The organism is Flavobacterium sp. (assembly GCF_040402835.1).
Taxonomy (GTDB): domain Bacteria; phylum Bacteroidota; class Bacteroidia; order Flavobacteriales; family Flavobacteriaceae; genus Flavobacterium.
Genome location: NZ_JBBALW010000006.1, coordinates 1 through 13,692, shown reverse-complemented (window position 1 = coordinate 13,692; position 13,692 = coordinate 1). Strand labels below are relative to the sequence as shown.

12 protein-coding genes are annotated in these 13,692 nt (G+C 32.6%); 4 read left to right on the top strand and 8 right to left on the bottom strand.

The features are described from left to right. Positions 1-97 precede the first annotated feature (97 nt). The 3 genes from AC9UEH_RS03220 to AC9UEH_RS03210 all read left to right on the top strand — a co-directional run bounded on the left by AC9UEH_RS03220 (position 98) and on the right by AC9UEH_RS03210 (position 4,860). Positions 98-436, top strand: coding sequence for a hypothetical protein (locus tag AC9UEH_RS03220; RefSeq protein ID WP_509528306.1), 339 nt, complete (start codon positions 98-100; stop codon positions 434-436). A gap of 119 nt (positions 437-555) precedes the next feature. Beyond that, positions 556-3,051 (top strand): PIG-L family deacetylase, encoded by a 2,496-nt coding sequence (locus AC9UEH_RS03215; protein ID WP_509528305.1) that lies wholly within the window; start codon positions 556-558, stop codon positions 3,049-3,051. Between the two features lie 111 nt (positions 3,052-3,162). Beyond that, positions 3,163-4,860, top strand: coding sequence for a sodium:solute symporter family protein (locus tag AC9UEH_RS03210; RefSeq protein ID WP_509528303.1), 1,698 nt, complete (start codon positions 3,163-3,165; stop codon positions 4,858-4,860). Between the two features lie 27 nt (positions 4,861-4,887). On the opposite strand, the gene pdxH is transcribed toward AC9UEH_RS03210, so the two are convergent. The 6 genes from pdxH to AC9UEH_RS03180 form a co-directional block, all read right to left on the bottom strand. Continuing rightward, positions 4,888-5,532: a pyridoxamine 5'-phosphate oxidase gene (gene pdxH, locus AC9UEH_RS03205; protein ID WP_509528301.1), complete on the bottom strand. Its 645-nt coding sequence runs from the start codon at positions 5,530-5,532 to the stop codon at positions 4,888-4,890. 78 nt (positions 5,533-5,610) lie between these two features. Continuing rightward, positions 5,611-6,516 carry a ribonuclease Z gene (locus AC9UEH_RS03200; protein WP_509528300.1) on the bottom strand — a complete coding sequence of 302 codons (906 nt, stop codon included), beginning with the start codon at positions 6,514-6,516 and terminating at the stop codon, positions 5,611-5,613. A gap of 106 nt (positions 6,517-6,622) precedes the next feature. Then, positions 6,623-6,955 carry a ribonuclease Z gene (locus tag AC9UEH_RS03195; RefSeq protein ID WP_509528299.1) on the bottom strand — a complete coding sequence of 111 codons (333 nt, stop codon included), beginning with the start codon at positions 6,953-6,955 and terminating at the stop codon, positions 6,623-6,625. 18 nt (positions 6,956-6,973) lie between these two features. Beyond that, entirely contained in the window at positions 6,974-7,900 is a 927-nt protein-coding gene (locus AC9UEH_RS03190; RefSeq protein ID WP_509528298.1) for an aspartate carbamoyltransferase catalytic subunit, read from the bottom strand. A 3-nt stretch (positions 7,901-7,903) separates the two neighbouring features. Next, entirely contained in the window at positions 7,904-8,464 is a 561-nt protein-coding gene (gene pyrR / locus AC9UEH_RS03185) for a bifunctional pyr operon transcriptional regulator/uracil phosphoribosyltransferase PyrR (RefSeq protein ID WP_509528296.1), read from the bottom strand. A gap of 153 nt (positions 8,465-8,617) precedes the next feature. Next, a complete protein-coding gene (locus tag AC9UEH_RS03180; protein WP_509528294.1) occupies positions 8,618-10,234 on the bottom strand; it encodes an ABC-F family ATP-binding cassette domain-containing protein in 1,617 nt (538 codons plus the stop codon). A gap of 211 nt (positions 10,235-10,445) precedes the next feature. Between AC9UEH_RS03180 and AC9UEH_RS03175 the strand changes: the two genes are divergently transcribed. After that, positions 10,446-11,798, top strand: a complete 1,353-nt coding sequence (locus AC9UEH_RS03175; RefSeq protein WP_509528292.1) for a TlpA family protein disulfide reductase — start codon at positions 10,446-10,448, stop codon at positions 11,796-11,798. A 294-nt stretch (positions 11,799-12,092) separates the two neighbouring features. Here AC9UEH_RS03175 and fsa read toward each other — a convergent pair whose 3' ends face one another. Both fsa and AC9UEH_RS03165 read right to left on the bottom strand, forming a co-directional pair. Further along, positions 12,093-12,749: a fructose-6-phosphate aldolase gene (gene fsa / locus AC9UEH_RS03170; protein ID WP_509528290.1), complete on the bottom strand. Its 657-nt coding sequence runs from the start codon at positions 12,747-12,749 to the stop codon at positions 12,093-12,095. 44 nt (positions 12,750-12,793) lie between these two features. After that, the gene (locus tag AC9UEH_RS03165) at positions 12,794-13,597 is read right to left on the bottom strand and encodes an SDR family oxidoreductase (RefSeq protein WP_509528288.1); all 804 of its coding nucleotides are present in this window, start codon (positions 13,595-13,597) and stop codon (positions 12,794-12,796) included. Positions 13,598-13,692 lie beyond the last annotated feature (95 nt).

Here is a 13,692-nt window from a genome sequence, read left to right as displayed (position 1 = left end):
CAGTTTAATTAATACTTTTGCGATCGGTTTTAATGTTAGTCAGTATAATTGATAAACATTATTTTGGATAATAATTAAAAAAAACTAGAAAATAAAAATGATTACTTCTTTACAATATGAAACAGCATTAAAAATAATTTCTGATTATATAGTTCAAACAGAGCGAAAATTAAATTTTAATAATTTAACAGAATCCCTAAAAATTGATATTCAAAAAAATATTAATAAATCACTTTTTAATGTACTTAAAAGTTACTATTTAGATGAACATAAAATAACTTTAATTTGGGATGATTTAAAAGTTATGGACGTAAATTTATTACAAACGATTAATTTTACAAAATTGAGACAATATTCTAGATTTGGTGCTATGGGCGAACATAAATTACAGAAAATTTTGATTGACTGTTTAATATTTGAACCCGAAAGATTTTGAAATAATTTTTCTAAAAAAGTATAAAAAATTGAAATAATAACAATTTAAAATCTGTAAAATATTTTCAAAAAGCATTAAAATTATTATATTTGGGGTTATTGCGCTCTAAAATTTAAAAAATGCAAAAATTTTTCTGTCGAATTTTATTTATTTCATTCTTGTTCTGTCAAATAGCAAATGCTCAACAACCTTCAAAACCTAATGCTGTTGCTATTTACAATCAAATTCAAAAACTTAATTTTTTAGGTTCTGTATTGTATATAGCGGCACATCCTGACGATGAAAATACCCGCTTAATTTCCTATTTATCAAATGAAAAAATGGCTCGAACAGGCTATTTATCATTGACTCGTGGTGATGGCGGTCAAAATTTAATTGGCTCCGAATTGCGAGATCAATTGGGCGTTATACGAACGCAAGAACTTCTGGAAGCCAGAAAAATTGATGGCGGAGAACAGTTTTTTACTCGTGCTAATGATTTTGGATATTCTAAAAATCCTGACGAAACTTTACAAATCTGGGATAAAAATCAAGTGCAAAGTGATGTAATTTGGGTAATTCGTAAATTCCAACCCGATGTAATTATCAACCGATTTGATCATCGCTCTCCAGGAACTACCCACGGACATCACACTGCTTCTGCTATATTGAGCGTTGAAAGTTTTGATTTAGCAAATGATGCAAAAATATTTCCTAACCAACTAAAATTTGTTCAACCTTGGCAACCAAAACGACAGTTTTTCAATACTTCGTGGTGGTTTTATGGAAGCAAAGAAAAATTTGACGCAGCCGACAAGACCAATTTAAGCGCCTTGCAAATTGGCGTTTTTTATCCTTTATTAGGAAAATCAAATCAGGAAATTGCAGCGTTGAGCAGAAGTTGTCATCAATCGCAAGGATTTGGAAGTTCAGGAAGCCGTGGCGAAGAAACTGAATATTTAGAATTTCTCAAAGGAAGTCCTTTAAAAGATAAAACTAATTTATTCGACGGAATTGACACTACTTGGAATCGTGTGAAAGGTGGCGCCGCTATTGGTCAATTATTAGAAAAAGTGCAACAAAATTTTGATTTCAAAAACCCATCGGCAAGCATTCCCGATTTGGCGAAAGCCTATTCCATGCTTCAATTATTAGAAGACGAACATTGGAAAACCATAAAATCTGAAGAAATTAAGAAAATAATTACAGCCTGTTCTGGATTGTATCTTGAAGCAGTTGCTGAAAATCAAACGGCAACTCCAAATAGCACAATAAAAGTTAAAATTGAAGCCATAAATAGAAGTTCGATAGTTATGAAATTAGAAAGTATTACTTTGTTACCAGAACAAAAAAATACACTTGAAAATATCTATTTAAAAAATAATATTTCTCAAAACCTAATTTTAGAAGTGCAATTGCCTGCGACATTAGAATATACCAATCCGTATTGGTTAAACGAAAAAGGTACGGTTGGAATGTACCGCGTTGACAATCAAATGAACGTGGGTATTCCAGATGTAATTCGGGAAGTCAAAGTAGTTTTTATGATTGCTATAAATGGAATTTCAATCCCTTTTGAACGAAATGTTATCTATAAATATAATGACCCCACAAAGGGAGAAATTTATAATCCGTTGGATATTGCACCCGAAATTACGACTTCAATTATTGACAAAGTAGCTATTTTTAATACTAATAAATCAAAAACTATTGGCGTAAAAATAAAAGCTGGGAAAGACACAGAAAACGGAGTGTTAAAGTTAGATATTTCAAAGAATTGGAAAGTTAATCCAACTGAAATTACATTTGCCTTGAGCAAAAAAGGAGAAGAGCAAATTGTATATTTTGAGGTATTTCCACCCAAAAATGCAGATGAAATTACAGTAAAATGTGTAGCAATTGTAAATACCAAAACGTTTGACAAAGAGCTAATCAACATCAATTACGAACACATTTCAAAACAACAAATTTTGAGAACTTCTGAAGCGAAATTCATCAAATTAGACATAAAAACGGGAAGCGAAAAAATTGCGTATGTTATGGGTGCGGGCGATGAAGTTCCAAAGAGTTTAATGCAAATGGGATATGAAGTTTCTATATTAAAACCCGAAGAAATATCAAAAGAAAAACTACTGAATTTCGACGTGGTTATCACTGGAATTAGGGCATACAATACTGATAAAGCATTGGCATTCAAACAAGATATTTTATTCGATTTTGTAAAAGAAGGGAAAACAATGTTGGTGCAATATAACACGACAGATGAATTGGTGACTAAAAATATTGCGCCTTTTTCACTGAAAATTTCCAAAGATCGCGTTACTGAAGAAAATGCAGAAATACGGTTTTTAGAACCACAACATCCTGTTTTGAATTACCCAAATAAAATTACTTCCAAAGATTTTGAAGGTTGGAAACAAGAACAAGGACTCAATTACCCGAGCGAATGGGACGCTGCTTTCACCCCTATTTTATCTTCAAACGACAAAGACGAAACTGCAAAAAAAGGAGCGTTACTAATCGCAAAATATGGAAAAGGACATTATATATATACGGGTTTGAGTTTCTTTAGAGAATTGCCAGAAGGCGTTTCTGGAGCGTTTAGATTAATGGCAAATATAATTTCTATTAAATAAATCGATATGAACGAAAATAAAATTTGGAAGAAAAATTACACTTGGGTCTTAGTTGCCAATGCAATTTACATTGTATTTTACTTTATAATTATGCAAATATTTTCCTAAGTTATGCAAAAAATTGATTGGATTGTTCTAGTGATTACCCTGCTTTTTATCGTGATTTATGGCGTTTGGAAGACCAAAGGAAGTACAAAAAATGTTGAAGATTACATTTTAGGAAACAACGAAACCCCATGGTGGACGATTGGACTTTCTGTTATGGCGACACAAGCTAGTGCAATAACTTTCCTTTCTACGCCCGGGCAAGCGTACCACGACGGAATGGGATTTGTACAATTTTATTTTGGATTACCCATCGCAATGGTTGTTATTTGCATCACTTTTATACCTATTTATCACAAACTAAAAGTTTTCACGGCGTATGAATATTTAGAACAAAGATTCGATTTGAAAACGCGTTCCTTAGCTGCTATTTTATTTTTGGTTCAAAGAGGTTTGGGAACGGGAATTACCATTTATGCGCCTTCAATTATATTATCGTCGATATTGGGTTGGAATTTAACGCATTTGAACATCATCATTGGAACGCTCGTTATTATTTATACGTTTTCTGGTGGCACAAAAGCTGTAAATGTCACTCAGAAATACCAAATGTTTGTAATTATGTTTGGAATGTTTGTCACGTTTTTCTTGATTTTACACCTATTACCAAACGATATGACTTTTGGAAATGCACTTCATATTGCTGGTGCAAATGACAAAATGAACATTGTAGATTTTTCATTTGACCCCGAAATGCGCTATACTTTTTGGAGTGGAATTACGGGTGGTATTTTCTTAGCACTTTCCTATTTTGGCACCGATCAATCGCAGGTAGGACGTTATTTATCTGGAAAATCTGTTCGGGAAAGCCAAATGGGATTAATTATGAACGGATTTTTGAAAGTCCCAATGCAGTTCTTTATTTTATTGATAGGAGTAATGGTTTTTGTGTTTTTCCAATTCAATCCTGTTCCATTAAATTTCAATCCAAATAACAAAATTGCCATTGAAAAATCCATTTACAAAACAGAATACCACGAACTCGAAAAGCAACTTGTAGATTTATCCGAGGAGAAAAAAGAATTTAATCTTTTGTATATCGATCACTTGAATCAAAATTATGACAATCCCATATTAAGACGGAAATTAATCGCCCTTTCCAATAAGGAAAATGATTTGAGAGACCAAGCCAAAGAATTGATTTCTAAAGCCGATGATAAAGCAGAAACAAACGACAAAGATTATGTGTTTATAAACTTTATTCTAACCTATTTACCCAAAGGATTAATTGGATTATTGTTGGCTGTAATTTTGTCGGCAGCAATGTCATCAACAGCTTCAGGGCTGACTGCATTGGCATCTACTACGGCAATTGATATTTACAAAAGGAATTTAAAATCACCAAAATCCGAAAAACATTATGTCAATGCAACCAAACTTTTTACTATTTTTTGGGGAATTATCGCCATACTTTTCGCATGTATTGGAACCCTATTTGAAAACTTAATTCAGTTGGTAAACATTGTCGGATCGGTTTTTTACGGTACCGTTTTAGGGATTTTCTTAGTTGGTTTTTACATCAAATACATCCGAGCCAAAGCGATTTTCTGGGGCGCAATAGGCTCGCAATTAGCCATATTCTATATCTTTTACTTGGATATTGTGAGTTTCCTATGGCTGAATTTCATTGGAGCGGTACTAACCATTTTGGTTTCATTATTCCTGCAAACTTTTATTTTCAGAACAAAGAAAATCGAAATATAGCGTTTGCTATTAATTAAAGAATTGTTATCATGGCGACAACCTATCAATTTTCCAAGAAAAATCATCTTGCAATTGATATCTAATTCTATCGTGCAATCGATTAGGGCGTCCTTGCCAGAATTCAACTTCAACAGGTTTTACCAGAAATCCACCCCAGAAATCAGGTCGTGGAATTTCTTTTGCTTGAAAATCTTTTTCTAATTGTTTTAATTTGTCTTCCAAAACAGTTCTTGAAGAAATAACTTCACTTTGATTGGAAACTATGGCGCCTAATTTACTTCCATCTGGTCTCGATTCAAAATAGCCATCAGAAATAGTAGTTGCTGTTTTTTCTGCAATTCCTTTTATAATTACTTGGCGTTCCATCGTTTGCCAAAAAAAGGAAAGGCAAATGTTAGGATTATTCGAAATCGCTTTACCTTTTTCTGAATTGTAATTCGTATAAAAAATAAAACCTTCAAAAGTATATTTTTTCAGAAGTACCACTCTTGATTTTGGGAATCCATCCAATCCTATTGTAGCAACTGTCATCGCATTCACCTCATCTACTCCGCCAAAATCTTCTACTTCGTGAAACCATCTGTTGAATAAATTGATTGGATCTTCTGGAATTGTAGTTTCCAAAAGTTCACTTTTATCATACGATTTTCTATAATTACTTAAATCTTCCATTGAATAGATTTTAGATTTTAGATTTTAGATTTTAGATTTTAGAAAAGAGATTCTAAAATCTAAAATAATTAATTTATTTTAAAATTCAAAACTTTTTCCGTCATCCGCCAAAAGAACATCAGGAAAAATAGTTGTTGCCTCGTCTTTAAACAATGCTATACTTTCATATCGAGTAGAATAATGTCCTAAAACCAATTGCTTTACGTTGGCTTTCAAAGCAATTTTAGCTGCTTGTTTTGCCGTGCAATGCATTGTTTTTTCAGCCAAGCTTTCTTCTGAATCCAAGAAAGTGGCTTCGTGATACAACACATCTACATTTTCAATAATTGGAATAATCGCTTCGTTGTAAACTGTATCCGAACAAAAAGCATAACTCTTTGCAGGAATTGGGTCGAAAGTCAGTTTTCCGTTCTCAATTACACGACCGTCGTCCAAAGTGATATCTTTTCCATTTTTAATTTTTTGATAATAGCATTTATCAATTTCATAATTTTGAACGGCATCTAAATTCAATTTTCTATCGCCAACTTTCTCTTGAAATAAAAATCCATTGGTGTAAACCCTATGTTTTAGTGGAATTGTTTTTACAATAACTTTATCGTCTTCAAAAACAACTTCGCTTTCCTTTGAGTTCAATTCGTGAAAAAACAAACCATATTTCGTCCAAGAATTTGATAATTTCAGTTGTAATTTAATCACTTCTTCAATTCCTTTGGGACCGAAAATATGCAAATCATTAGTCCGATTGAGCAACATGAATGTAGAAACCAAACCTACCAAACCATAAAAATGATCCCCGTGCAAATGCGAAATAAAAATATGATTAATTTTTGAAAATCGAATCTTATTTTTCCGCAATTGCACTTGCGTTCCCTCGCCACAATCAATTAGAAACAGACGATTTCTGATTTCTAAAACTTGTGAAGTTGGATTTGTAAACGTTCGTGGCGTTGCAGCGTAGCAACCAAGTATGGTTAGATTCAATTTATGTTTATTCGTTAATTTGGTTATTTGGTAATTCGTTGAAGCTGGTTATCTCGATTTAATTACTAAAACTCCTTTTCTATTCCCCCTTTGGGGGTTAGGGGGCCTAAAACCCCAAATCTCGTTCAATTTCTTCCATTTCGATAATATCGTGGGCTTCCAAAACGGAAGGAACAACTAGTAACGATTTTGGAACGGCGTTAAAATCGATATTTTCAGCTACAATCACAAATGATTTTTTTCCTTTTTTATGTAATTTAGACAATTCAGAAAATGCTTTTATAGATGAAATTGTAGTCGTTTTATCGTGAGTAACATCCAAAATCAAATTCTGATGTTTATAACTTTCGTGCTGATTGGTTACCTTTTCTAAAAACGCAACACAATCGCCTTGAGTGTCTTTGATAACGGTTGTTTGCCCTTTTGCATCTACTTTCATCTGGAATTAATTTAAATATTATTGGATTTTTGAAGCCAATAAATAGATAACCGCCATTCGAATAGCAACTCCATTTTCTACTTGGTTCAAAATTAAAGATTGCTGAGAATCGGCAACATCCGAAGTTATTTCTACTCCACGATTAATTGGTCCGGGGTGCAGAATTATAATTTCTTTATTTAGCGAATCCAAAAGTGCTTTATCAACACCATATTGTTGTGCATATTCCCTTGTTGAAGGAAAAAAGTTTACATCCATTCGTTCGTTTTGAACGCGTAACATATTCGCTACATCACACCATTCCAATGCTTTACGCAAATTAGATTCAACTGAAACTCCAAGTGATTCAATGTGTCTTGGAATTAGCGTTTTAGGACCGCAAACTTTCACTTCAGCACCTTGCATTTGCAAGGCATAGATATTAGAAAGTGCCACTCGGGAATGCAAAACATCACCAACGATAACTACTTTTTTACCAGCTACTTCGCCTAATTTCTCCCGAATTGAATAACTATCTAATAGAGCTTGTGTTGGATGTTCGTGGGCGCCATCACCAGCATTGATAATACTTGCTTTTACATTTTGTGATAAAAAGTGAGCCGCTCCAGGATTGGCGTGTCGCATTACAACCATATCCACTTTCATTGAAAGTATGTTATTTACGGTATCAATTAATGTTTCTCCTTTTTTCACCGAAGATTGCGCTGCAGAAAAACTAATTACATCTGCAGAAAGTCTTTTTTGTGCCAATTCAAAAGAGAGTTTTGTACGCGTACTATTTTCAAAAAAAATATTGGCAATCGTAATGTCTCTTAATGAAGGTACTTTTTTAATGGGACGATTAATGACTTCTTTAAAATGATCGGCAGTTTCAAAAATAAGGTCAATATCATTTTTGGTGATATTTTTTATTCCTAATAAATGATTTACACTCAGTTCGCTCATTTTTTATAGTGTTGTTTGTTTAATACTAGTTGGAACCAAATAAACAGCGTCTTCGCCATCTTGTTCCTTCCAGCATACTTTTACTTTTTCGTTATTTATAGCATCAACTTGACGACCTCTAAAATCGGGTTGAATTGGTAAATCACGGCTAAATCTCCTGTCAATTAAAGTCAAAAGCTCGATTGAAGCGGGTCTTCCAAAAGATTGAATAGCAGTTAAAGCCGCACGAATGCTTCTTCCGGTGTACAAAACATCATCTATGAAAATTACCTTTTTATTTTCAACCAAAAAATCAATCTGTGTTTTATTCGCTTCCAATAATTTATCATTTCTACGGAAATCATCTCTAAAAAAGGTAATATCAAGATAGCCCAAAGCAATATTTGAAATTTTATATTCTTTTTCTAATAAAGATTTTAGTCGTTCAGCCAAGAAAGTTCCACGAGGTTGAATTCCAATGAGAATTGTATTTGAAAAATCTAAATGTTTTTCAATCAATTGACAAGCCAAACGATGAAGAATGATATTGACTTCCTTTGAAGTAAGCAATACTTTTTGACTCATATTGAAGTGTTTTGTTTGGTTATGCAAAGATATAATTTTTTTGGAAACTTAGTTATTGATTTTTACAGTTATAAAAAATAATTTTAATGTGGATTAAAACCAAAAAACTCCTGATTTCTCAAGAGTTTTCGTTTAATCTTTATAAAATAAAAATTAAGAATACATTTTAGTTCTTAATTCTTGAACGCCCTCATTGTCTAAATATTCGTCAAAAGTCATGTACCTGTCAATTGCTCCTTTTGGTGTCAATTCAATCACACGATTACCGACAGTTTGTGAAAATTCGTGATCGTGCGTTGTGAAAATCACAGAACCTTTGAAGTTTTTAAGAGAATTATTAAAAGCCGTAATCGACTCTAAATCCAAGTGATTTGTAGGTTCGTCAATCATCAAAACATTGGCACGTTGCATCATCATTCGTGACAACATACAACGCACTTTTTCTCCACCAGATAAAACTCTACTGGTTTTCAAAGCTTCTTCGCCAGAGAAAATCATTTTACCAAGAAATCCACGAATATTAACCTCATCACGTTCTTCTTCGGTTTTTACCCATTGGCGCAACCAGTCAACCAAAGAATAATCATTTTCAAAGAAAGAGTGATTGTCAACTGGCAAATACGCTTGATTTGTAGTTACACCCCAATCAAAATTTCCAGAATCTGGTTTTTGCAATCCATTCAAAATATCATAAAATGCGGTTGTAGCTCGAGAATCTTTCGAAAATAAAATGATTTTATCGCCTTTCGCCATATTCAAATCTACTCCAGTAAATAAAACATCGCCATCTACAGAAGCACTTAAATTTTGAACGTTTAGAATTTGGTCACCCGCTTCTCTTTCTTGATCGAAAATAATTGCAGGATAACGACGGCTTGAAGGTTTAATTTCGGAAATATTCAATTTAGAAATCATTTTCTTACGAGAAGTCGCTTGTTTTGATTTGGCAACATTCGCACTAAAACGACGGATAAATTCTTCTAATTCTTGTTTCTTTTCTTCCGCTTTTTTGTTTTGTTGTGCGCGTTGTTTTGCAGCCAACTGACTTGATTCGTACCAGAACGTATAATTTCCTGAATAGTGGTTTATTTTACTAAAATCAATATCAGAAATATGAGTACAAACAGCATCTAAGAAGTGCCTGTCGTGAGAAACTACAATTACCGTATTTTCATAATTTGCCAAGAAATTTTCTAACCAAGCGATGGTTTCAAAATCCAAATCGTTGGTAGGCTCATCCATAATAAGCAAATCAGGATTTCCAAAAAGAGCTTGCGCCAATAGGACACGAACCTTCATTTTTCCTTCTAAATCGCCCATTAAAGTATAATGACTGTCTTCGGTAATTCCAAGATTTGACAACATTGAAGCGGCATCAGAATCGGCATTCCAACCATTCATTTCTTCAAATTGCACTTGCAACTCCCCTATTCTATCGGCATTTTTATCATCATAATCAGCATACAAAGCGTCCATTTCCTTTTTAACGGCATACAAAACTTTGTTTCCCATCATCACCGTTTCCAAAACCGTGCTTTCGTCAAACATGTTGTGGTTTTGATTTAAAACCGACATCCGTTTTCCAGGTTCCAAGTGAATGTGTCCTGCTGTAGGATCCATTTCACCTGTAATAATCTTTAAAAAAGTTGATTTTCCAGCCCCGTTTGCACCAATAACTCCGTAAATATTTCCGTGTGTAAAGACTGTATTTACTTCGTCAAACAAAATTCTTTTGCCAAACTGAACTGATAAATTATTAACTGATAACATTGATTTTCTATTTAAATAAAATTTTTGCAAAAGTAGAAAAAATACCTGAATTTTAGCCAATTCATAGCTTGAAAAAGAAGCGTACTTTAATTTAACTATCTATTAACATTGATTTTAGATTGTACTCGATATTTTTGTATGTAGCTACATGTACATGAAAACCCCCAAATCGTCCTTTTTATTAATATTTTCACCTCTATTTCTACTTTTTTTGAGTTCTTGTAATAAAGAATTTAAATCGGGTGATTATCGTGCGTATTTTGGTGGAGAAGTTACAAATCCTACAAATCGTTTCGTCTATTTTTCTAAAGATGGCGTTGTAATAGACACTATTCCACTTCAAAAAGACAATTCATTTTTTGTTCAATTCGATTCTTTATCACCTGGAATGTACTCATTCAAGCACGATCCAGAATATCAATATGTCTATTTTGATAAAAATGACAGTATTATGGTTCATATAAATTCCAAAGATTTTGATGAATCTATCATTTTTTGTGGAAGAGGTGATGCCAAAAACAATTATTTGATGGAATCGTATTTAAAAAACGAATCGGATAAAGAAAAAATGTTTGATGTTTATGATAGTGAGGTATCAAAATTTATATCCAATATAGATTCTACTTACAAAACAAATAAAAAATCCTATAATATTCATAAAAATGATATTAAATGGAGCAAAGAATTTGATGCATTTGCAAAAGCATCGTTGGATTTTAATTACTACTCCAAAAAAGAATTATATCCCGTGATTCATAAATTGAGAACAGCGGAAGATGTATTCGAAAAATTACCAAATCATTATTATGATTATCGAAAAAATATAGATTTTAACGATGTGAGATTATCAACATATTCCCCTTATGTACTTTATTTATCCCATTTATTGAATAATGTTGGTGCTATAAAATATCACAATCATTTTTCGGATGTTGATTTGGCTTTAACTACAAACATTAATAAATTAAACATTGCAGATACTTTGATTAAGAATGAAAAAGTTAAAAATAGCATCCTTAACAACATTGCCTTTTCCTATTTGTTAGAAGATCAAAATATGGTAAATAACCAGAAATTTCTTGAATCATATAGAAAATTCTCAACCGATACTAGTAAGAAAAATGAGATTTTAAAAATCGGAAATGCCATTCAATTATTAATTGCTGGAAATTCATTACCCGAGGTTTTTCTTATAGATAAAGACGGAATGACCGTTTCTTCTAATTCATTTGGTAAGAAAAAAACCGTTTTATTTTTTTATACAAAAGAAGCTTTAACACATTTAGCAGCAGCTCACAAAAAAGTATTGGCATTTAAATCAAAATATCCTGATTATCAATTCATCGCAATCAATCTTGATAAAGAACAAGACGATTGGTTAGATTTGTTATCAAATTATAAATTTGAAGGAATTCTAGAATACCGTTGCAATGATTTTGAAGATATTAAAAATAAATGGGCAATTACTAAAATTCACAGAACTTTAGTTTTAGATGCCAATGGAAAAATAAAAAATGCTTTTACTAACTTATTCGACGTAAAATTTGAAAGTGATTTAAAGTAGCTTTATTAAACTATAACATTATTGTCCGACAAAAACCGCATAAAATAAGGCAACCCCAACGAGTATAGTCCCTATGGAACATTTTTATGGGTAACACTTCTTATTATTCTACCAACATTTAACTCCTATCTGAGAGTATCTCGTAGAGATTATATGTTGGTGAATAGATAGTTATGAAGTTTATTTTTGTCCCGTAGGGACTACACTTCTTTTTATCGGACGACAATGAAATTTAATTATAAAAAAAGCGATTTTCAATGAAAATCGCTTTTTGTACATTTAATCTTTTTAAAACTATTTGTTTCCTTTTTCGAAATCAGCAATAAACTGAGCCAAACCAATATCTGTTAACGGGTGTTTCAATAAACCTAAAATTGCAGAAAGCGGCCCTGTCATGACATCGGCACCAATTTTCGCGCAATTTACAATGTGCATGGTGTGGCGCACCGAAGCAGCGAGAATTTGAGTTTCATAACCATAATTATCATAAATCAAACGAATTTCTTCTATCAAAGCCAAACCATCGGTAGAAACATCATCTAATCTTCCGATGAATGGAGATACATACGTTGCGCCTGCTTTTGCTGCTAATAATGCTTGACCTGCTGAAAACACCAACGTTACATTGGTACGAACTCCTTTATCAGAAAAATATTTACACGCCATAATTCCCTCCTTAGTCATTGGTAATTTAACTACAATTTGCGGATGTAAATCTACCAATTCTTCACCTTCACGAATCATTCCGTCGAAATCAATTGCATTTACTTCGGCACTTACATCGCCGTGAACACTTTTACAAATGTCGATATAATGCTTTAAAATATTATTTTTCCCGGTAATACCTTCTTTTGCCATCAAGGATGGATTCGTAGTAACGCCATCAAGAACTCCAAGAGTTTGTGCAGCTTTTATCTCGTTTAAATTTGCTGTATCAATAAAAAATTTCATAGATTTCGTTTTAAATAATTATAGTTTTTAAATTTGATGCTAAATTACAATTTATAATGGTTCATAAGTAATTTTTCATAGACTTTATCTGGCAAAATTCTCTTTAGAACTATGGAGAATTTTTGAATAAAACTTCCCACTTTATAATGAATTTTAGGATTTTGAGTTTGAATGATTTCAAAAATTGCTTGTGCCACTTCAACTGGATTATTCCCGCTATCAACTTGTTCCTTCATCATTTTTAAAGTAGCGCCATAAGAACCTTCATATGCTGAATCCTTTATTACAGGCGCATGAAATCTTCCATAGGCAATGTTTGTTGCAAAATCTCCAGGTGCTACATTAACGATGTTGATTCCGAAAGGCTTGACTTCCATGTTTAATGACTCCGTAATGAGCTCTAATGCTCCTTTTGAGGCAGAATAAATCCCACGGTAAGGCAAACCCATATAACCCGCAATAGACGTAATATTGATTATTAAACCTGATCTTTGCGAACGCATTTGAGGCAAAACCGCTTTCATAACTTCTATAGGTCCAAAAAAATTTGTATCAAAATTGTTTTTTATTTCTTGAGAAGGAATCTCTTCCATTGGCCCCGTGATTCCTACTCCAGCATTGTTGATTACAACGTCTAATCTTCCTGAAAGTTCTATTATTTTTTGAACTGAATTAAATATGGATTCTGAATTTCGCACCTCTAGAGAAAGTAATGGAAAAACAGAATTTGTAATTTTATCTGGATTTCTGCTCGTTCCATAAACTATGAATCCTTTGTTGTGTAAAAATTCTCCAATGGATTTACCAATTCCTGATGAAGCACCAGTTATTAAAACTACTTTGGTCATAAACAATGTATTAATAATTAATTACGATAACTATATTTTAAAACATTAATGTCCGATAAAAAATAAAAACGACTGTTTTTGTTTTTTATCTAATT

Coding starts and splice junctions, on each gene's coding strand:
- AC9UEH_RS03220 (WP_509528306.1), top strand. CDS start 98: ATGATTACTTCTTTACAATATGAAACAGCATTAAAAATAATTTCTGAT.
- AC9UEH_RS03215 (WP_509528305.1), top strand. CDS start 556: ATGCAAAAATTTTTCTGTCGAATTTTATTTATTTCATTCTTGTTCTGT.
- AC9UEH_RS03210 (WP_509528303.1), top strand. CDS start 3,163: ATGCAAAAAATTGATTGGATTGTTCTAGTGATTACCCTGCTTTTTATC.
- pdxH (WP_509528301.1), bottom strand. CDS start 5,532: ATGGAAGATTTAAGTAATTATAGAAAATCGTATGATAAAAGTGAACTT.
- AC9UEH_RS03195 (WP_509528299.1), bottom strand. CDS start 6,955: ATGAAAGTAGATGCAAAAGGGCAAACAACCGTTATCAAAGACACTCAA.
- AC9UEH_RS03190 (WP_509528298.1), bottom strand. CDS start 7,900: ATGAGCGAACTGAGTGTAAATCATTTATTAGGAATAAAAAATATCACC.
- pyrR (WP_509528296.1), bottom strand. CDS start 8,464: ATGAGTCAAAAAGTATTGCTTACTTCAAAGGAAGTCAATATCATTCTT.
- AC9UEH_RS03180 (WP_509528294.1), bottom strand. CDS start 10,234: ATGTTATCAGTTAATAATTTATCAGTTCAGTTTGGCAAAAGAATTTTG.
- fsa (WP_509528290.1), bottom strand. CDS start 12,749: ATGAAATTTTTTATTGATACAGCAAATTTAAACGAGATAAAAGCTGCA.
- AC9UEH_RS03165 (WP_509528288.1), bottom strand. CDS start 13,597: ATGACCAAAGTAGTTTTAATAACTGGTGCTTCATCAGGAATTGGTAAA.